Annotated in this window: 19 protein-coding genes; 4 read left to right on the top strand and 15 right to left on the bottom strand. The window is 46.2% G+C overall.

Annotated features, from left to right (window positions below):
- Position 1: 1 nt before the first annotated feature.
- The gene (locus B5D59_RS06015; protein ID WP_078817371.1) at positions 2-850 is read right to left on the bottom strand and encodes a DegV family protein; all 849 of its coding nucleotides are present in this window, start codon (positions 848-850) and stop codon (positions 2-4) included.
- A 704-nt stretch (positions 851-1,554) separates the two neighbouring features.
- Between B5D59_RS06015 and B5D59_RS06010 the strand changes: the two genes are divergently transcribed.
- Together B5D59_RS06010 and B5D59_RS06005 are read left to right on the top strand one after the other, a co-directional pair.
- Positions 1,555-2,331 (top strand): enoyl-CoA hydratase-related protein, encoded by a 777-nt coding sequence (locus B5D59_RS06010; RefSeq protein ID WP_078817249.1) that lies wholly within the window; start codon positions 1,555-1,557, stop codon positions 2,329-2,331.
- A 61-nt stretch (positions 2,332-2,392) separates the two neighbouring features.
- Complete coding sequence (locus B5D59_RS06005) at positions 2,393-2,599, top strand: hypothetical protein (RefSeq protein WP_078817248.1); 207 nt, start codon at positions 2,393-2,395, stop codon at positions 2,597-2,599.
- A 40-nt stretch (positions 2,600-2,639) separates the two neighbouring features.
- On the opposite strand, the gene B5D59_RS06000 is transcribed toward B5D59_RS06005, so the two are convergent.
- Positions 2,640-3,038, bottom strand: a complete 399-nt coding sequence (locus B5D59_RS06000; protein WP_078817247.1) for a flagellar protein FliS — start codon at positions 3,036-3,038, stop codon at positions 2,640-2,642.
- 112 nt (positions 3,039-3,150) lie between these two features.
- Here B5D59_RS06000 and B5D59_RS05995 point away from each other — a divergent pair, with 112 nt between their 5' ends.
- A complete protein-coding gene (locus tag B5D59_RS05995) occupies positions 3,151-3,960 on the top strand; it encodes a flagellin (RefSeq protein ID WP_078817246.1) in 810 nt (269 codons plus the stop codon).
- Between the two features lie 21 nt (positions 3,961-3,981).
- On the opposite strand, the gene B5D59_RS05990 is transcribed toward B5D59_RS05995, so the two are convergent.
- From B5D59_RS05990 to lplA, 10 genes are all read right to left on the bottom strand, one after another.
- Entirely contained in the window at positions 3,982-4,275 is a 294-nt protein-coding gene (locus B5D59_RS05990; RefSeq protein WP_078817245.1) for a late competence development ComFB family protein, read from the bottom strand.
- Between the two features lie 563 nt (positions 4,276-4,838).
- Entirely contained in the window at positions 4,839-6,284 is a 1,446-nt protein-coding gene (gene aspA / locus B5D59_RS05985; RefSeq protein ID WP_139365954.1) for an aspartate ammonia-lyase, read from the bottom strand.
- Positions 6,285-6,400: 116 nt separating this feature from the next.
- Complete coding sequence (locus B5D59_RS05980; protein WP_078817243.1) at positions 6,401-8,371, bottom strand: S9 family peptidase; 1,971 nt, start codon at positions 8,369-8,371, stop codon at positions 6,401-6,403.
- A gap of 142 nt (positions 8,372-8,513) precedes the next feature.
- Positions 8,514-10,067: a fatty acid--CoA ligase family protein gene (locus B5D59_RS05975; protein WP_009765864.1), complete on the bottom strand. Its 1,554-nt coding sequence runs from the start codon at positions 10,065-10,067 to the stop codon at positions 8,514-8,516.
- 733 nt (positions 10,068-10,800) lie between these two features.
- Positions 10,801-12,735 (bottom strand): FtsX-like permease family protein, encoded by a 1,935-nt coding sequence (locus B5D59_RS05970; RefSeq protein ID WP_078817242.1) that lies wholly within the window; start codon positions 12,733-12,735, stop codon positions 10,801-10,803.
- Complete coding sequence (locus B5D59_RS05965; RefSeq protein ID WP_143759334.1) at positions 12,707-13,465, bottom strand: ATP-binding cassette domain-containing protein; 759 nt, start codon at positions 13,463-13,465, stop codon at positions 12,707-12,709. Before B5D59_RS05965 ends, B5D59_RS05970 begins: the two co-directional genes overlap by 29 nt.
- Position 13,466: 1 nt before the next feature.
- A complete protein-coding gene (locus B5D59_RS05960; protein WP_078817241.1) occupies positions 13,467-14,534 on the bottom strand; it encodes a sensor histidine kinase in 1,068 nt (355 codons plus the stop codon).
- Positions 14,534-15,235, bottom strand: a complete 702-nt coding sequence (locus B5D59_RS05955; protein ID WP_009765868.1) for a response regulator transcription factor — start codon at positions 15,233-15,235, stop codon at positions 14,534-14,536. The genes B5D59_RS05960 and B5D59_RS05955 overlap by 1 nt, the downstream gene beginning before the upstream one ends.
- An 81-nt stretch (positions 15,236-15,316) precedes the next feature.
- Complete coding sequence (locus B5D59_RS05950; protein ID WP_078817240.1) at positions 15,317-15,529, bottom strand: hypothetical protein; 213 nt, start codon at positions 15,527-15,529, stop codon at positions 15,317-15,319.
- A complete protein-coding gene (gene lplA / locus B5D59_RS05945; protein WP_078817239.1) occupies positions 15,526-16,518 on the bottom strand; it encodes a lipoate--protein ligase in 993 nt (330 codons plus the stop codon). Before lplA ends, B5D59_RS05950 begins: the two co-directional genes overlap by 4 nt.
- A gap of 206 nt (positions 16,519-16,724) precedes the next feature.
- On the opposite strand from lplA, the gene yhfH reads away from it, so the two are divergent.
- Positions 16,725-16,850 carry a protein YhfH gene (gene yhfH / locus B5D59_RS05940; RefSeq protein ID WP_009765871.1) on the top strand — a complete coding sequence of 42 codons (126 nt, stop codon included), beginning with the start codon at positions 16,725-16,727 and terminating at the stop codon, positions 16,848-16,850.
- Between the two features lie 246 nt (positions 16,851-17,096).
- Here yhfH and hemY read toward each other — a convergent pair whose 3' ends face one another.
- Genes hemY through hemE form a run of 3 tightly spaced genes read right to left on the bottom strand, consistent with a single transcriptional unit; the run spans position 17,097 to position 20,558 of the window.
- Positions 17,097-18,512, bottom strand: a complete 1,416-nt coding sequence (hemY, locus tag B5D59_RS05935) for a protoporphyrinogen oxidase (protein ID WP_245799467.1) — start codon at positions 18,510-18,512, stop codon at positions 17,097-17,099.
- 36 nt (positions 18,513-18,548) lie between these two features.
- Entirely contained in the window at positions 18,549-19,475 is a 927-nt protein-coding gene (gene hemH / locus B5D59_RS05930; RefSeq protein ID WP_078817237.1) for a ferrochelatase, read from the bottom strand.
- Positions 19,476-19,514: 39 nt separating this feature from the next.
- Positions 19,515-20,558 (bottom strand): uroporphyrinogen decarboxylase, encoded by a 1,044-nt coding sequence (gene hemE, locus B5D59_RS05925; RefSeq protein ID WP_078817236.1) that lies wholly within the window; start codon positions 20,556-20,558, stop codon positions 19,515-19,517.

Below are 20,558 nucleotides of genomic sequence, written 5' to 3'. Positions count from 1 at the left end.
TTTATGTTCCGCGCCGCTTCACCCAGCCGAGTCCCATGGCCCCTTCTCCGAGATGGGTGCCGATGACCGGACCAAAATGGCTGATCGTGAAATCGACGTTCGGATGTTTTTTCTCTAAAATTTCTTTCCATTCCACTGCTTGTTCATAGCGGTTTGCGTGAATGATCGCTGCGTCGAGCAACTGATCTTTCGCATCTTCCGCCAATAAATCCGCAATTCGTTTCATCGCTTTTTTCGTCGTACGGATTTTCTCGAACGGCACGATGACTTTATCTTCGAAATGCAGTAGAGGCTTGACTTGTAGAAGTCCGCCGACAATCGCTTGCGCGCCGGATAATCGGCCGCCACGCTGCAGATGGGATAGGTCGTCCACCATGAAATACGCTTTTAGCGTTTTCTTCATTTCATGAAGTTCTTCCAAAATCGCACGTGGTTCGACACCTTCATTCGCCAGTTGGGCTGCCCGCACCGCGTAAAAACCTTGGGGATACGCGGATATTTCCGAATCAAACGGCAAGACTTCAATATCTTCTACAATTTCACCTGCTTGCATCGCTCCCATATATGTGCCGCTGATGCCACTGGATAGATGAATTGAAATGATGGCGTCATAGTCTTTCGCCAGTTGTGTGTAGAGCGTTTCAAAGTCTCCGATTGCAGGTTGGGATGTTTTTGGAAGCGGACCTTTTCCGCGTACCAGTTCATAGAATGCTTCTGTCGTCAGGTCGACGTCTTCCGCAAACGATTTCCCATCGATCGTCACCATTAAGGGGATGGTGTGTATTCCAAGTTCTTCTTTTATGTCATCCGGCAAATACGCCGTACTATCTGTCACAATCGCTGTTTTCAACATGATCAACTCCTGTCCCCTATTCTACCTGAAATTGTTTAAGATGGCATCTGTGAAGTTGAAGCCTATATAAGAGATTAACTTTGTGGGCGGTCCGGGATTTACGCTCCAGACGGGGCGCTTTCCGGAGGGCGTGGCTTGAGCCGCTTCCTTCGCTTCGCTCAGTCCAGGGTCTCAAGGCTCACGCTGATCCTCCTGGAGTCGCCCCGTCTTCCGCTCCAATCCTTAATTTGCGTGGATAGACACATAGCGAGCTCATTGTAATTTTTCAGGTCTAAGAAGTGCTCACATAGTCAGAGTACAAAACTGGCATCATTCATTGACTAGTTTAAGAGCGTTAAGTGAATTTAGCATCAACAAGACCACAGGTAATGCTCCATGCCATTTAGCTTTTGAACTATTATAGGAGAACAATACATTGTCACTTAAAAATTACGATGAACTACACTTTATTCTTACCTTCTCGAGGTAGGGATTGGAGCGGCGGGTGGCGACTCCTGCGGGATTAGCGCGACAGGTGAGACCCCGCAGGAGCGCAGCGAACGAGGAGGCTCACCGCGCGCCCCGCGGAACGCGTCCACCCAGAGTGCAAATCCCCGGACCACTCACAATTTCCCACTTCATTTTTCTCCAATATTCTGACAACAACCTCCCACTCATGCTATCTTGTAAGTAGACTATCCAAACTGAAAGGGGTTTTCATGATGCAGGAAATTCGGTATGAGCAACGGAACTCGGTGGCTTATGTAACGCTGAATCGACCAGAGGCGATGAATGCGTTCAACTTTAATCTTCTGATGGAACTCGGGCAAGTGGTGGAGGCGATTCGGATTGATCCGGACATTCGTGCGGTCGTCTTCACAGGCAGCGGGGATCGGGCGTTTAGTGTGGGGGCTGATTTGAAGGAGCGGAAACTGTTGACGGAAGCTCAAGTGCGACGGAATCTGAATAAAATTGGTGATGTCTTTACGATGATTGACCAGCTGCCTCAGCCGACGATTGCGGTCATCAATGGCTTTGCGTTTGGCGGTGGGATGGAGCTTGCTTTGGCGTGCGACTTCCGGATTGCGGCGGATGAAGCGGTCATGGGACTGACAGAAACTGGGCTGGCGATCATCCCGGGCGCTGGCGGTACTCAGCGATTGCCTAGGTTGATAGGTGAAGCGAAGGCGCTCGAGTTGATTTTGACAGCGAAGCGATTGACTGCGGATGAAGCACTGCACTATGGAATACTGACGCAAAAAGCGGCTGCCGATCAGTTGGAGGAGACAACTGAAGGTTTCGTGGCTTCATTGCTCGCAAATGGACCGATTGCAATTCAGCAGGCGAAGTTCGCTATTAAGCAAGGGATGAATGCAGATTTGCAGACCGGGCTTGCGATCGAGCGGAAGGCGTATGAAATGACGTTGCCGACGGAAGATCGGGTGGAGGCGTTGACAGCGTTTGCTGAGAAGCGGAAACCAGTGTTTAAAGGACGCTGATGATCAAAAATAACTAGCTGGTTATTTTCGGCACTGCATTTGCTTGATTTGGCGCGGTTCGATGAGAGTTTGGTGCGGTGGTAGCGGGGATTGGTTCGGTGCACCGATAGTTTGGCGCGGTGGCGCTTCTGTTTGGTTCGGTATACGGATAGATTGGTTCGGTGGGGACCTTGTTTGGTTCGGTGCGCAGGCAGATTGGTGCGGCGGCGACTACAGTCAGTTGCCAGCTATTCAAAAAAAGTTTAATAAACGAAAAAAGCCATCTTAGAAAGTCTTTTTCACTGACTTTTAAGATGGCCTTTCTTCATTCACAAACCATTCGTCGTAAATCGCTCACGCCGCTGGTTTCGGCGCGCTTCACTCCACGCTTCCGCCAGCTGATCGATCTGTTCCCGGATCTCCGGCAGCAATTCGTAGTGTTTATGTAATTGCACAGTCAAAAGACTTTGATTGATCACAACATACTGCAACACTAGCCGCTTGCCCTCTTCACTTCGGTGATCCACCACGCCCATTAGCTCGAACAATACGTATTGCAGCTTCTTTAGCGGTTCCGAAACATTGGGATTCGCTACTCGCTCCGTAGTGGCTTGTGTTTCTGAAAGCAAACTGCTCATTTCATTCAGCAGTTGAATTATGGAGTCAATCGTCGGGGTCGTCGTGCTCGCTGTCGTTTGATAGACTTCGATCGCACGTTTTATGTACATGCCGCTCACTCCAAATGTTTTTCTTTTATTATCGTCTGTTTCGTTTGATTTTGAATGAAATCGGCCGATATAAAATCTGATGCACAAATGAATAGTCAAAGTAGGTGAAAGGATGCGAATACACAGCCAAGAACATATTGCGTTTTCAACGAATCGTGCGCAAAGGAATGCGACGGATATTGAAAAGACGCTGTTAAAGCTCGGCAGCGGTTCGAAAGTGGCAAAAGGAAGTCAAAATGCTTCCGGCCTGGCCATTTCCGAAACGATGCGTGCTCAAATCCGGGGACTCTCCCAGGCGCAGCGCAATATGCAAGACGGACTTTCCGTTCTCGAATCTTCCAATGAAGGACTGAATAACGTCAACAACTTGCTTCAGCGAGCGCGTGAAATGGCAGTTGCTGCGGCAAACGGCACATTGACCGACCAGGATCGAGAAGCAAGCTCATTGGAACTGGACCAGATCATGGAGTCCATTAATGACACTGCAGGTAAACTGGAGTTCAATACGAAGAAGATCCTTGGAGAAGATAAGGCGCTGATTTTACAGGTTGGTGCGAATCCAGGACAGCAATTGACGATTGGTAATATTAACGTCAGCACGGACAAACTCGGTCTTGACGGTGCTTCCATCGCGACACAGAAAGACGCGGAGGAATTGATTTCGAAGATTGATAAAGCAATCGGCGTTGTCGGCGGTCATTTAACGAAAGTCGGCTCTGAGATGGAATCGATCGAGCACCATTTGACAAATGCTCTCGTGTTCGAAGGCAATCTGACCAAATCGCTTTCGTTGCTGGCGGATACCGATATGGCGGGGGAAATGATGAATTTCGTCCAGCAGGATATTCGGCAAAAGGGCGATCAGTTGCTGATCAAGACTGTGAATAGTAATTTGCAGGATGTTCTATCGCTTCTGAAGTGAATGCAAAAACCCTTCCAACTTTTATTCGTTGGAAGGGTTTTTTACGTTTTCACAGCGTGGGTTCTCTGCCACAACTCCTGCGGCCCAGGCCACTTTTGTCAAGATGGCGGTGGCGCCTTGGCGATCGGCTTGATGAATGGCTCGTATGTAGGCGCTGTTTGCTTCGTCGACGATGTATTGAGGCGATAGATTATTCAACGTCATCGCCAACACGTCGTTCATGCAGTGATCGCATGTGCATGACATGTTGAGCTCTTTTTTGTATTTCTCAATGACATCTTTGACGACAATCTCCATAACGTTCTGCACTTTCATTTTCTGATACCCCTTTTCAACCTGCACAGGGAGTTAGTGTTCTGCTTGCGTTGAGTGGATATGGGTTACATTTTGTCCTAGGCACCGTTGATTTCCGTTGCGGGCGGACGCTTTCCGTGGGGCGTGCGGTGAGCCGCTTCCTTCGCTTCGCTCAGTCCAGGGTCTCACCTGTCACGCTAATCCCACAGGAGTCGCCGCCCTCCACTACAATCAACTAAATTCGATAAAAAACAATTGCATTCACTACACTAACGCTTATTTATTAAGCGTTAATCTCTCTAGCTCTAAAGCTGAAGAACCTTCCACTGGTACAGCAAACACCTTATAATTTCAAAGTATTTACTAAGTGCTTCAGCTCGCCTTGTAGGGATTGGAGCGTAAGGCGGGCGACTCCTTGGGGATCAGCGTGCGCCTTGAGACCCCGCAGAAGCGAAGCGAACGAGGAGGCTCAAGCCACGCCCCCAGGAAAGCGTCCCGCCTGAAGCGCAAACCCCCGGATACCCGACCCATACTCCTGCAAAGAACACTCACTCTTCCGTAAAAGCTAAACCACCACTCACTACTTACTTCGACAAAACAATCTTGTTCTTAAGTAAATCTTTCCCTGAAATCCCAGGCTTCGTCATTTCAAACGGGTGCAGGATCAGGTCTAGTTCCTCTTCTGTCAGTACTTTCTTCTCAATGCAGAGCTCACGGATCGACTTGTTCGACAGCAGCGCTTCTTTCGCAATCTGTGACGCTACTTCATAGCCGACGTGTGGATTGATCGCTGTGATGACGCCGATACTCTTCTCCACGTATTCTTCCAAATGCTCGACGTTTGCTGTGATGCCGTCTAAGCAGTAATCACGGAACACTTCGAAGACGTTTGTCATGATCTTCAGTGACTGCAATAAGTTGAACACTAGAACTGGTTCCATAACGTTTAATTCGAATTGTCCCGCTTCTGAAGCGAGCGCGATCGTCATGTCGTTGCCGGCAACTTGGAACGCGACTTGGTTCATGACTTCTGCCATGACTGGGTTCACTTTTCCTGGCATGATCGAAGAGCCCGGCTGTCTTGCAGGCAATGAAATTTCAGACAAGCCTGTGCGTGGGCCTGACGCCATCAAACGCAAGTCGTTACAGATTTTGGACATATTCAACATGGTGCCGCGCAACGCTGCGGAGACTTGTACATATGAATCTGTATTTTGAGTTGCGTCCACTAAATGCGTGGAGGACTTTAATTCGAAGCCGCTGTTTTCTGATAGATAGTTTGCTACTTTTTCGATATAGAGTGGATCGGCGTTCAAACCTGTTCCGACAGCTGTTGCACCCATATTGATTTCATACAAATAGACACGAGAGACACGGACGCGTTCGATATCACGGCGCAGCACCATCGCGTATGCTTCGAATTCTTGACCAAGACGAATCGGTACAGCATCTTGCAAGTGCGTGCGTCCCATTTTCAGAACGGATTGGAACTCGATCGATTTTTTCAGGAATGTTTTATGAAGCGCCTCCATGACCTCGAGCAATTTATCGACTTTGACAAGTGTCGCAATATGGATCGCTGTCGGGAACGCATCATTTGTCGATTGCGCCATATTGACATGGGAGTTCGGGCTGATTACATCATATGAACCTTTATCATGACCAAGGATTTCAAGCGCTCGGTTGGCTATGACTTCATTGGCATTCATATTGACGGATGTACCCGCGCCGCCTTGGATCGGATCGACCAAAAACTGATCGCGCAATGCGCCGTTCATGACTTCGTCCGACGCTTGAATAATTGCTTTTGCAAGCTCTTCATCCAATTGGCCGATGTCGCGGTTCGCTTGTGCAGCAGACTTCTTGACGATCGCGATCGCACGAATCAAATCGCGGTTGACCCGGTAGCCAGTGATTGGGAAATTCTCTGCTGCTCTCAGTGTCTGAATGCCATAATAAGCATCTTGTGGCACTTTCTTTTCTCCGATGAAATCCTTCTCTATTCTGTACAACAATTCCTCTACCATCATGCAGAACCTCTTCTCAAATATTTTTCCTGTATTTACATATTCATCCCAATTATACGTATACACTTTTCGCGATGTATAGTGTAATTTCGACAGGTTTTTTACTATCTAATCTTACCTCATAGATAGCGTTCGAACCAGCCAATAATTTCTTTTAGCCTCGCAACGCGTAAATTCGGCTTGCCGGTTCTCGATAAATTATGATCCGACTGCGGGAAACGAACGAATTCCGCCACTTTCCCTAAATCCTTCAACGTGATGAACAATTGCTCCGCTTGCTCGATCGGACAACGGAAATCATTTTCCGAATGCAAAATCAATAACGGCGTGTCAATCTGCTTGGCGTATTTCAACGGCGAGTGCTTCCATAATGTATCCGCATCTCGCATATCCGCATTCAACTGCCAGTCACTGAAATAATAACCGATATCCGAGACACCGAAAAAGCTGATCCAGTTGCTGATCGAGCGTTGTGTTACGGCTGCTTTGAAGCGATTCGTATGACCAACAATCCAGTTCGTCATGAACCCGCCATAGCTTCCACCCGTAACACCCAGCCGATCCGAATCAATCCAAGATTCTTGCGCTAAGACTTCGTCGAGACCTGCCATGATATCCTCGTAATCACCTACGCCATAGTCTCCTCGCACTCCGTCGACAAACACCTGACTATAGCCATGGCTACCTCGAGGATTGACATACAACACACCGTAGCCATTAGCAGCAAGAACCTGAAGCTCATGAAAATACGTATTACCGTACATCGCATGCGGTCCGCCATGGATTTCGACGATCAGTGGATACTGTTTGCCTTCTTCATAGTCTGCCGGTTTTAGCAGCCATCCATGCACTTCCGTGGCGCCACTCATATACTGAACAGCTTGCGGCGCAACAGGTTGCACTTTTTTCAACCAATTTTCATTGAATGTAGTGAGCGCAGTCCGTTCACCTGTGGCGATCGTCTGGAGGTATAGCTCTCCTGGATGGGTTGCTGTACTGACCGTTAGAAGCGCGAATTCTCCATTCGACGCAACGTCATATCCATGGACGTGCTCATCTTCACCTGTCGCGGGATAAATCGCACCGTCCAATGTCGCCGCATACAAGCGCACGTCGCCCATGACCGACAGCTGGAAGTAGAGCTGTTCGTCTTCTGTCCAGACCACTCCCGGCGCGACGGCTTGCTGTAAGTGATCCGAAATACTGTCATCACCGACTGGCGCGTCGATTCCCGTGGTCAAGTTCATGGTCAACCCATTCGCTTGGTCATAGACGAATACTTCCGCTTGCGTGGCGTTTTTAAACGTCAAGTCCGCTCCTACATAAGCGATATAGCGGTCGTCTTTTGAAAAATAGACATCGCCGAAATAACCTTGTTCATCAACGAGCACAGTCTCTTCCTTCGTTGCCGTATCAATGAGAATCAATGGCGAGCTGAAGTCTTGATCATCGTTTTCCTTTCTATTCACGCCAACGACCAACTGCTCGCCGTCATGCGACACCGCTTCTAATGAATGATCACACGGCTCTGAAGTGAAATTTGTCACGCTGCACGTCGCTAAATCCACGCAACCGATCTGCGCAAACTCGTCTTGCGGTAAAATGCCTGCTCCGTCCGCTTTATATTTCATCTTCGTAACGCGTACTGGCTGCGGAAACTCTTTTTTCGCTTCCTCTTTCGAAACAAATGTCTCGCCCGTTTTCAGACTGCCGCTAAACCAAATCTTTTGTCCGGAAGGTGCCCATTCAAATGAACCCACGCCATTTTTGCACTCTGTCAGTTGTCTCGCTTCACCGCCGGCAGTCTGCAGGACATACAGCTGGTTTTTCTCCGTACGATTTGACAAAAACGCAAGCATCTTACCGTCAGCAGACCATTTCGGCACACTCACTTTCTGCTTGCCGAACGTCCATTGTGTCACGTTTTGCGTCCGCAAATCGATATGATGAATCGCTGAATAATATTCATTATCCTCTTTATTCATTTCTGTCACGACGACGACTGCTTCCTCATCGTTTGGTGACAGTACAGGATTCGTCACTGACTTCGTTTCGAATAAATCATTGATTCCTACTGGCCGTTTTTCCATCCAATCCCTCCTATTTTATAGTTGTTTCATTAAACCATAACAAGTTTACGCAAACTTTGGCAACCATTCATCCTATAGAAACCGATCTCCACAACGAAAAAACCTTCCCAATGAACAGGAAGGTCCTTTCGTCTTGAACAATTCAGTTTTTCACTTGATCTTTCAATGAACGTCGAAGAATTTTCCCCGTCGTATTTTTCGGCAACTCATCAAGGAACTCGATATACTTCGGTACTTTATACTTCGCCAGGCGCTTCGCACAGAAATCAAGGATTGTTTGTTCTGTCGCCTTCGAGCCTTCCTTCAGAACCACATATGCCTGAACTTCCTCACCGAAATTGACGTCCGGCACGCCGATTACAGCGGCTTCGATAATATCGCGGTGGCTGAACAACACTTCTTCTACTTCACGCGGATATACGTTGAACCCGCCGACGATAATCATATCTTTCTTGCGGTCTACGATATAAAAGTAACCGTTTTCATCTCGCCGTGCAAGGTCGCCCGTATAGAGCCAGCCGTCTCGCAAGACTGCAGCCGTTTCTTCCGGTAACTTATAATAGCCTTTCATGACATTCGGTCCGCGGACGATCAATTCGCCCACTTCATTGTCTGCCACTTCTTCACCCAGCTCGTTGACAACCTTGTTTTCCACATTCATGATCGTCGTACCAATCGAACCGGGTACCCGCTCCCTATCTAGTGGATTGAAACATGTGACAGGTGAAGCCTCCGATAATCCGTAGCCTTCAGAGACTCTGACCTGGAATTTCTCTTCAAAATCATGCAGCAGGGAAACTGGCAATGAAGAGCCTCCCGAAATAGCAAGTCGGACCGTTTCAAAGTCTTCTGTTTTACCGTCAGGATACTGATAAAGGAAGTTATACATCGTTGGCACACCTGCAAAAACGGTCGCTTTCTGTTTGCGGATCAATGAAAAGATTTCGCTTGGACTAAAGCGCGGCTCCAGCAAAATGGTTGCTCCTTTAAGCAATGGTGCGTTCGCCACAACCGTCAAAGCAAACACATGGAATAACGGCAACGTCGCAACAATTCGATCATCTTCAGAGAAGTCCAAATAGTTCCCGACATCACGCGCGTTGGAATAAATATTCTTATGTGTCAGCATCGCACCTTTCGGATGTCCTGTTGTACCGGATGTATAGAGTATGATAGCGCTTTCATCCTCATCAACCTTCACCATTTCTGAGAGCGGTTGCGATTGTTTCATCAATGCCATGAACGCATGTACTTTTGTTTTCACAGAGTCCGCAAGTCCCGCCATTTTTTCAGGCGTGTCGGGGCTCAATTCACAAATAATATAGTTTTCAATCGTCGGGAATGAATGGCTCGCGACTTCTACAAGCGGCAGCAACTGGTCGATCGCAATGACAGCTTTCGCATCACTATTTTCCAAAATGAATGAAATTTCGTCCGGCGTATAGAGTGGATTGATCGGCACGGCTGTTGCACCGAGACGCATCGTGGCATAGAGGGAGATTAAATAATGCGGTGTATTGCCTAATAAAAACGCAACTTTATCTCCTTCATTGACTCCTAACTCTTTCAATGCAGAGGCAAACATCGATACGGATAGATCAAATTCTGCATATGTAGTGTCTTTTTCCATAAAACGATAAGCAACTTTGTCGGGTTTTGTCTGGGCTGTCTGGTGAACGCTTGAAACTAAATTCATACTTTCATCTCCCTAATAAATGAATGAGTAACCATTCAGTATTTCATTCATTATATCGATAGAATAATTAATCCGCAACCGTTTACTGAAAGTTTTATAGATTTTGTCACCTGCTACAGGTTTTATTTCGTAATTTAAAACAGAAAGTGAACATGGGATTATGGTCCGGGATTTCCGCTACAGACGGGAGGCTTTCCGTGGGGCGCGGATGAGCCGCTTCCCTCGCTTCGCTCAGTCCAGGGTCTCATCATTCGCGCTAAATCCCACAGGAGTCGCCCGTCTTTCGCTCCAATCCCTAGTTTTTGATGGGAAGTATAATGGCTCCTCCATTGTAAATTATAAGTGACAAAGTGGTGTTTTCTTATAAAAGTGATCAAAGCTCAAAAGCTTATGATAAGCAGTATTATCCGCTGGCTTATTGTTCTTGAAATCACTTAAAGCCCTTAAACTAAGTCAATGAAAGATGTCAGTTATGTACTCTGACTATGGGAACGCTTCTTAGACTTTAAAAAAATTACAATGAACTTGCAATGTGTTTCTATATGCTGGCTATGGATTGGAGTGGAAGACGGTCGACTCCTGGGGGATTAGCGTGCGCCTTGAGACCCCGCAGGAAGCGCAGCGAACGAGGAGGCTCAAGGCCACGCCCCCCGGAAAGCGTACCGTCTGGAGCGGAAATCCTGGACCGCTTACTGGCTGTATTTTAAATTTTGACTCTAAAAAAACACCCACTTCAAGAAGTAGGTGCCTTAATATGTGAAATATAACGCCAGCGGATCAAGTAGAAATAGAAGACTTGCATGACCGCAAAGCCGAGCAACACGAGTGTCAGTTCTTTGACGATTGAAATTTCAGCCAGCGCATCCCAAATCACCTGCAGCGACAGGAACGCGAACGCGCTGTGGATGAATGACACGCCCCATGGGAAGAAGAACTGCGGGATTAATTGACGATTGACGATTTTCTTAAACTCCCGATCCGTCATGCCGATCCGTTGCAGCACAGCATATTGCCTTCGATCATGATTGAGCGACGTGTAGAGCCTGAAATAAATAAAACTGCCCGACGCCAGGAAAAACACGCCCGCCAGCAACAAGCCGATAAACAACAACAACGAGAACGTCATGCGGATATGAGAATAATTCAGTCCGGGGTTCTCAAATTCAAAGCGAACCGGCTGTCGATCGTCCAGCATGAGACCGGCCAACACTTGCGCATTGATCGATAACCCGATGTCTTTCGTCTTCTGCCAATCCTCTATATTGAACGCATAATACGTAAACGCCAATGAATCGGCGGAAATCTGTTCTTCCACCCGATCGAAATCCAAATGATTCAGCACGATCGTATTGAGCCCTATCGCATTCGGCGGGAACAACTTATACGGATAGACCCCTTCTACCTCTAATGTTACATTACTATCCGACAGTTTCGTTCGTACCGATTTATTCTGCAACATTTCCGCAGCGGAAGAACTGGAAGGCAGGAATAAGGCGTGCCCTTGCGATAACCTGATAGAATCTTTGCCGAATGAAGCAGCAAGTTCGTTCAAATCCGCCAATTTGACGATATTCACTTTGTTTCGCGTATGAGAAGATTGCTGTTCGAGAATGCGTAAACGCACAGCCGAGTAACCCAGCCCTTGCTGCTCCAATTCACTCGTCAGCTGCGCAATATGTCGATATTCAAATTCATTATCCGGAAAGCTTTTATAGACTAAGCCAAGCGGATTCACTTCTCGATATTGTGAAGCAAATGACGTCAGCGATGCGAGAATTCCGACCGACATGAACGCAATCGTCGAAACGATCGTCACGATGAAAAACATCCGCGCATTCTCTTTCAGTCGAACAATGCTTTCTGATATGGAAATCATCCAGAAATCACGCCAGAAAAAATGCTTCTGACTGCGAAGCGCATGCAAAATAAGCGGCAGCGTATCAGTGAAAAAGAAGTACGTCCCGAACGTGATAAACGGCGGCAGTAAGAAAAATAGACTGAGAATGCTCGAGCGTGAGACAAATGCCGCCATTCCATACGCCAGCGCTAACAAGATGACGCCGAAAACGCCGCGCCTTTTTGAGTACGTATAAACCGACTGCACTGCCGTATCACCATGCAATAAATCCGATACATTCCCTTGTTGGATGAACACTGGTGCAATATACGAAATAATCGCGAATAAACTGAGGAACGCGCCTATGGTCAACCCAAATGGTTTCCACGATAAATAAAGCGGCAGCACGGGAATTTGCACGATCGCTTTAACGATCATGAAAAAGAATTTGGAGAACATAAAGCCAATAAAAATCCCAGTAAGGATCGAAGCAAAACCGAGTAACATCGTCTCAATGAAAATCAATCGGTACAATTGCCGTTTCGCCATCCCAAGCAACAACAACACGCCAAATTCCTTCGAACGCGCCTGTAAAAATGCACGCATCGAATAAAACAGGAAAAATAACGTGAAGATAAATAGAATAAGTTCCGCAATTCCCATACCAAGAGATGAAATTTCTTTTAGAAACGAATTCTCAATTGACGGATGAAACAGCAGCATTGAATACAGGAAAAACACCATGACTGAAAACACACTAGCCATGAAAAATGCGGCATAGACACGACGATTTCGGAGAACGTTACGGTAAGCGAACTGACGAAAAGTCATGCACATTGCCTCCAAGTAATGACAGCACATTCAAGATGCGCTGGAAAAAAGTCTGCCTGCGCTCATCTTTATAAATTTCATTGAAAAATTCGCCGTCCTTAATGAACAGCACACGATCGCAATAACTCGCAGCGATCGGATCATGCGTCACCATGATGATCGTTGTTCGCTCATGCGTGTTAATATTCTCCAACAGCTCCAGCACATCTTTCGCAGACTTCGAATCCAAATTCCCTGTCGGCTCGTCTGCCAGCACAATGTTCGGCTGATGAATCAACGCGCGTCCAATCGCCGTGCGCTGTGCCTGACCACCCGATAATTCATCAGGTCGGCGTTCTAAAATATCTTCCAAATTCAATTTCTGCGCCATATCTTGCACTCTGCTTTTCATTTCCCTTACAGGTAAACCATCAAGAGTCAGCGGTAGCACCAAATTTTCCTCTACCGTCAACATCTGCAGTAAATTAATTTCTTGAAAGACGAAGCCGATTTGCCGTCTGCGGAATAAGGCAATTTCATTTTGACCCAAAGTTTCCGGCTCCACTCCGCCAATGACGATCTTGCCGTATGTTGGGATGTCTGTAGCCATCAATAAATTCAGCAGCGTAGTCTTACCACTCCCCGAAGGACCCATGATTGCCACGAATTCCCCTTCCTCTACGTCAAAATCCAACTGTTTCAATGCGCGGTGCATCACTTTTCCTTCATAAATCTTCGTGACATCTTTCATCTCAACGATTGGTTTCCTCATTTGGTTGTTTATTTGGTGATTGTTTATCTTGTGATTGTGCATCTGGCTGTTCACCCGCCTTTCCGTCTTTGAATAACAAGGCGATCGTCGTACCTTCTCCTTGCTTCGATGAAATCGTCAATTCATGGCCCAATCGCTGACACACTTCTGATGCAATATACAAGCCCATGCCCGTCGATTCACCAGACAGTCTGCCATTTTCGCCTGTAAAAAACGCCTTCGTCACACGATGCAGATCGGACGCCGGTATGCCGATTCCCTCATCTTTGATTTCAAGCAGCAGGCCCTCCGCATTTTGCATAGCCGTCACATGTATCTTCTTGCCTTTTTCAAACGTATATTTTACTGCATTTGTGATGAATTGATTGAGCATAAATTTGATCCACTTGCGATCCGTCGCAACAGTCAGTTGTTCATCTACATTTAAGACAGGAAACAAACCGTTTGTAATAAACAAACGCTTATTTTCATTCAACACTTCCTGCAGTACATTTTTTAACGGCAATCGTTCAATTTGCATATCATCTTCGAATGTTTCAAGCCGTGCATTGACGAGGACGATCTCCAGGCCGGTCCGGATTCTTTCCACTTCCTGACCGATGCTCTTCTTGTCCACTTCCTCCTCCTGCAACAATAAATTAATAACAGAAATCGGCGTTTTCATTTGATGCACCCACTGATTCATGAAATGCAGATGACGATGTTGGACGTTATAGAGCGTCTGCACCTCATGTTGATACAAACGATACAATTGACGCGTGTATTCGGTCGTCTTTCGATGTTCCGGGGTCAATACATGCCGGATGAGCGCGTCCTCCATTTTTTCAGGTTTTTCAACAATAGCTGAATAAAATGAACGTCGCATAATGAACTTTCCGCCCAAATAACCTGAAGTCAGCAGTACACTCATCGCTACCGAATAGATGGCCGTGTTTGGATTCCGGAAGCCATCCAGCCAATACAGCAGCAAAATGAACAGGACGAGCCCCAACTGAAACAGCATGAATGGGATATGTTCTCGAACGAACAGCAAAATAGCCTTTTTCATTACGCCTCAGACTCCGGTACAAAGCGATAGCCCGCACCGCGCACCGTCTCAATCCAAGAACTCACATCGTAATCCGTCAACTTTTTACGAACGCGTGCCATATTGACATTGAGCGTATTCTCATCGACGAATGACTGATCATCCCATAACTCCTCAAGCAACCGCTCCCTTGAGACCACTTTGGGGTACTCACCCATCAGCAGCTCCAAGATGACACACTCTTTCTTCTGAAGCGGAATCTCTTCCCCTCCCTTTTGTAACGCCATCCGTTCTATGTACAATGTCAAATCGCCGAAATCGATAACCCGCTCCGATTGATTCGGCGCATACTCCCCGACGGATCGACGCAAATGACTCTTAATTTTTGCCAACACAATTTCATAATGGAACGGCTTCGTAATAAAATCATCCCCGCCGTTTTCCAATGCAAATACTTGATCCATATCACCTGAACGTGCCGAAATGAAAATAATCGGGCACATCGTATGCTGTCTCAATTGACGACACCAATAATAGCCGTCATAAATTGGTAAGTTAATATCGAGCAGTACCAAATGCGGATTATATGCCACGCACTCTTCCACCACCCGATCAAAATCTTCAATAATTGCCACTTCATACTGGTACTTCTCAAGTGTACCCGCCAGCAACTGCGCAATCTTCTGATCATCTTCCACAATGAAAATTCGATGCTTCACCACAATCCCTCACTTTCCTACTTCATTTAGTATAGCGCATTTGTTCATCCACATAAAATCTCAGCCCGTCTACTTGCTTCTTCACTAATCAACAAACGAACCGCGCAAAAAAGATGCAGAACCGAACGTAATTCTCATCACACCGAACCATTCCAACAACGAACCGAACCATTCTCCACCCTGACCGAACCAAAGCAGCAGACTAACGCGCCAAACTCCTTTTGCACCGAACCAAACCATATCCTTAACGAAAAAAAGCGCAGTGCCTCGCAAGACACGCGCTTCCTCTTCATTCAATAAATCAGTCCAACAAACTCTTCCAATTGAATACCGCCTAAAATCTTCTCCACATCCATCGACGCCAGCGCCTCCGTAATCGCTTTACGTTCATATTTTACGCCAGTCAACTGCTGCTCAATCTCCGCCACTTCACCAACCCCGAAAAAGTCTCCATAAATGTGGATATCTTCGATACATCCTTTTACAACATACAAGCGTACATCAATGCCCCCGACCGGGAAACGTTTCGATTGCTGCACATTGAACTTTGGAGAACGACCATAGTTCCAATCCCAATTTCCGTAACGCTCAGCAGATAGCTTGCGAATATTTGACCAGTCTTCTTCTGTCAGTTCCTTATATTGAATATTTTCTTCTCCATCAAAAATCGAATTCAATATTTCCTGCCTGAATTGCTCAATCGAAATTGGCTCTTCAAGAAACTCGGAAATATTGGCAACACGACTGCGGATCGACTTAATGCCTTTCGACTCGATTTTGTCTTTTTTCACTTTCAGCGAGTTGACGACACCTTCCATATCCGTGTCAAACAGCAATGTCCCGTGACTGAACATCCGGCCACCTGTCGCAAACTGTGCATTTCCTGAAATTTTCCGTCCATCGATCAGAATATCGTTACGACCAAGCAGTTCTGCTTTGATGCCCATCTTCGCGAGCGCATCCGTTACGGGCTCAGTGAACTTCTTGAAGTTCCGGAATGAATCTCCATCATCTTTCGTAATGAAACTGAAGTTCAAGTTTCCTTGATCATGATAGACAGCTCCGCCGCCAGATAGTCGGCGGACGACATGAATGCCTTCACGATCCACAAATTCTGTGTTGATCTCTTCAATGGTATTTTGATTCTTACCGATAATGATCGATGGTTCATTGATATAGAACAGTAAATACGAATCTTTGTCGACGTCCATCGTCTTTAAGACATATTCTTCAATTGCCAAGTTAATTCGTGGATCTGTTACCCCTTTATTGTCAATAAATTGCATTTCCTATCTCTCCTCACAATTTTGTCACATTTATTTTCTGTGAATTCTTTCAATTTAACTTGTCCAAAACCTGTGGAAAGCGCGTCACCAAAGGTCTGAACCTATTTTAACAGATAAATTTGCAGAGTGTTGACTTTTGCTACCTGTTATAATACACTATGAATATATCAAGGAGTTATACAACAAGGGAAAGGAATTGATCAGATATGGTTGAAAGTATCGTAGAGTTTTTCAAGAACTTGCCGGCGAAGGTTTGTGCGACATGCGGAAACGAAATCGAAGAGCAGCATGAGTGCTACTCTAATCAATGTGACCACTGCAACATTAAATAATATAAAACTTTCATTCGGCGAATATCTCGATATTCGCTTTTTTTGTTGTCTGAAATAGATACAGGCTTTGCACACCGTTGATTTCCGCTCCAATCAACTTGAACTTCTCCCACCCCAAAAATAAAAATCTAAAACCTAAAACTTCAAATCTAAAATTAAAAGTGAACTGTTCTTAACAGATAATATTTATCAATCAAAAAATTCACATAAAAAAACAGCCAGAGCATAGCGTTCTGGCTGTTTTGGTTATTTAAAGAGCTCGGTCAAGATGTTCTCCATTGCGGCTACTCCCTGGTCGATGCAATCGGGCAGGCCGACTCCGTTGTAGGAGGCGCCTGCGAGTTGAATCATAGGGAATTGTTCGTGGAGTTCTTGTCTCGCTCTTAGGATTTTTTCTTTGTGTCCGACTCGGTATTGCGGTCGGTCTTCTTTCCAGCGTGTGATGATGCAAAATTCGGGTTGACCTTCTAAGTCTAGGATTTCACCTAAGTCTTTGAGGACGATTTTCTCTATCTCACTGTCAGGCAAATCGACGATCGCTTCTTCTCCGATTCTTCCGACGAAGGCTCTGACCATCACTTTATCGTCCGGTGTGGTCGTTGGCCATTTGCGGTCGACGAGTGTGCAGGCGGTAATTGAGTAATTGCTGCTGCGTGGCACTAAGAAACCCGTTCCGTCAATTTCGCGTTTCATTGCACTTTTTGGGAAACCAAGTGCAACGGTCGCGACGGAGGTGGTTGAGATTGTTCCGAGTTCCTTCAGCAGACCATGCGGTTCAAACAACTGGCTTGCTACGGAATGACTCGTTGCCATGATCACTGCATCTGCTTCGATTTGTTGCTGATCGCTCAATGTCAAAATCACTCGGTCGTCTTGCTTATCTACCTTGATTACCCGAGTCCCTTTCATGACAACTACTGGATCGAGCTGTTCTTCCAGCGCCTCTACTACAGATTCCAGCCCTTGCCTAAAGGTGTGGAAAGCACCCATTTTTTTGGAGCTATGGCTGTTTTTCTGCGGCAACTGTTTCGGCGTTGTTTTTTTCATGCCTAAAATTAAGCTCCGATGCTTTCTCTCCACTTCATAAAACTGTGGAAAAGTAGATTCTAAGCTCATCTGATCAATGTCGCCTGCATAGACACCTGACAATAATGGCTCGATCAAATTTTCCACTACCTCGGTACCAAAGCGTCGACGGAAGAATTTCCCCAGCGACTGATCACCAGATACTTCGGAGCGTGGCAACACAAAATCACCTGCTGCTCGCAGTTTTCCGCTTAAACTGAATAATCCCGATGTAATGAATGGTTTGACCTCTGTCGGAATCCCCATCACAGCACCTGCCGGAATAGGATGCATTTGATCCTGCAGTAATATATAGGCTTGTCCAGTCGCATTTCGGACGAGTTGATCGGCTATTCCGAGATCACTTGCCAATTGATCTACGCTCTTTTTACGGATCAGGAAGGAGTCGGGACCGCGTTCTATCACATAGCCGTCTCGGCGCACTGTCTGGATTTTGCCACCTAGCTCCGGTGAAGCCTCAATTAAGGTGATATCTAAAGGATACCCCTGTTCATTAACTTCTTTTTGCATATAATAAGCCGCAGAAAGCCCTGTGATGCCCCCGCCGATAATGACTACTTTTTTCCGCCCATTCATGTCCTTCGTCCCTCCGATCTTGCTGGATTCCATACCTTACTTTAACTTTTCTAATACTGCATCCGCCATCGCATCCACAAATAACGGATCTGTGTTTGGCATCGCAGGTCTATGATACGCCGCTCCGATTTCATCGCAAACGACTTTGCATTCGTAATCATTGTCGTACAACACTTCTAGGTGATCGGAAACAAAACCGACCGGCGTATAAACAAAGGACTTGTAACCTTTTGTTTCATGCAGCTCACGTGTTAAATCCTGTACGTCAGGTCCAAGCCACGGCTCGTCGGTTTGTCCTTCACTCTGCCATCCAAGTGCATATGTTTTCACTCCGGCTGCTTCTGTAATCAGTTTAGCTGTTTCTTTCAACTGATCTGCATACGGATCGCCATTTGCCAAGATCTTTTCAGGCAATGAATGTGCCGAGACGATCAAACATGCATGCTTGCGTTCAGACTCGTCCATCGCATCATATGTCTGACGCAATTGGTTGGCCCAGTAGTCAATGAACTTCGGCTGTTTGTACCAGCTTTCCACAGATGTCATACGAATTCCATGCTTGTCCGCTTCTTCTTTCGCACGACCGTTATACGATTTTACCGAGAACGTTGAGAAATGAGGTGCCAAGACGATAGATACAGCTTCTTCTATTCCATCGTTATGCATTTTTTGTATTGCATCTTCAATGAACGGAGCGATATGCTTCAGCCCGACATATACTTGAAAATCGATATCGTCTTGCACTTCATTCAAACGGTTGCATAACGCGTTCGCTTGATTTTCCGTTATTCTAGCTAACGGTGAAATCCCTCCGATTGCTTCATAGCGATTGCGCAGATCTTCCAATTGCTCAGGTGCCGGCGGACGACCTCTGCGGATATGCGTGTAGTAGGGTTCCAAGTCTTCGTCTGAGTATGGTGTTCCATACGCCATCACAAGCAGACCCATTTTCTTCTTTGTCATATTGTTCACCTCATTGGTTTTAATACATTATTCTTCAGTTTATTTTGAGCGCAATTGTGCACTATATTCATGCACGAAAGCTGTCAAACGTTTCAATGTAGCCGGCTGTACTTCTGGGAAGACACCATGGCCTAAATTAAAGATATGGCTGCCGTGTTCGACACCCTCTTCGACAATTCGTTTCGCGCGTTCTTCAATGATCGACCAATCCGCCAACAGCATGGATGGATCTAAGTTCCCTTGAAGCGGCTTTGTCAACCCGCGTTCTCCTGCTTCTTTAACGGACAATCGCCAATCCAGTCCTACTACGTCGACAGGAAGATCATGCCATTCATTTGCCAGATGACTCGCACCTACGCCAAATGTGATCAATGGAACGTTTAACTTGCGAAGTTCTGAGAAAATACGTGTCATCGTTGGCTTAATAAAGATACGGTAGTCTGACACGTTTAGTGCACCTACCCACGAATCAAATATTTGAACAGCTTTTGCTCCGGCTGCCACTTGCGCCTGAATATAGGCAATCGTCATGTCCGCTAATTTATCCATCAACGCAAACCAAGCCTCTGGTTCAGACACCATGAAGGATTTCGTTAAATTATAACTGCGGGAAGGTCCCCCTTCGATCATGTAGCTGGCAAGTGTAAAAGGTGCTCCAGCAAAACCAATCAACGGTACATTCAGTTGTTCTTGGGTCAAGATTTTAATCGTGTCCAAAACGTATGGAACTTGGTCTTCTGCCGAAAACTCTCCAAGTTTCTCGATATCTTTTATCGAACGTATCGGGTTAGAAATGACTGGGCCAACGCCGGACTTTATCTTCACGTCAATTCCGATTCCAACTAATGGTGTTACAATATCTTTATATAAAATAGCCGCGTCTACATCGTATTGATCGACAGGCAATTTCGTCACATATGCACATAATTCAGGTTGGTGCGTGATCTCTTCCAAGGAGTACTTCTCTTTAATCTCTCTGTATTCCGGTTGCGAACGTCCTGCTTGACGCATGAACCACACAGGTGTGTGGCCAATCTCTTCTCCTCTGGCAGCACGCAGCAACGTATCATTAAACGTTGTCAT

Source organism: Sporosarcina newyorkensis (assembly GCF_900167515.1).
GTDB classification, from domain to species: domain Bacteria; phylum Bacillota; class Bacilli; order Bacillales_A; family Planococcaceae; genus Sporosarcina; species Sporosarcina newyorkensis.
The sequence above is the reverse complement of the archived record's forward strand: the minus strand, read 5'-3'. Positions and strand labels throughout refer to the sequence as shown.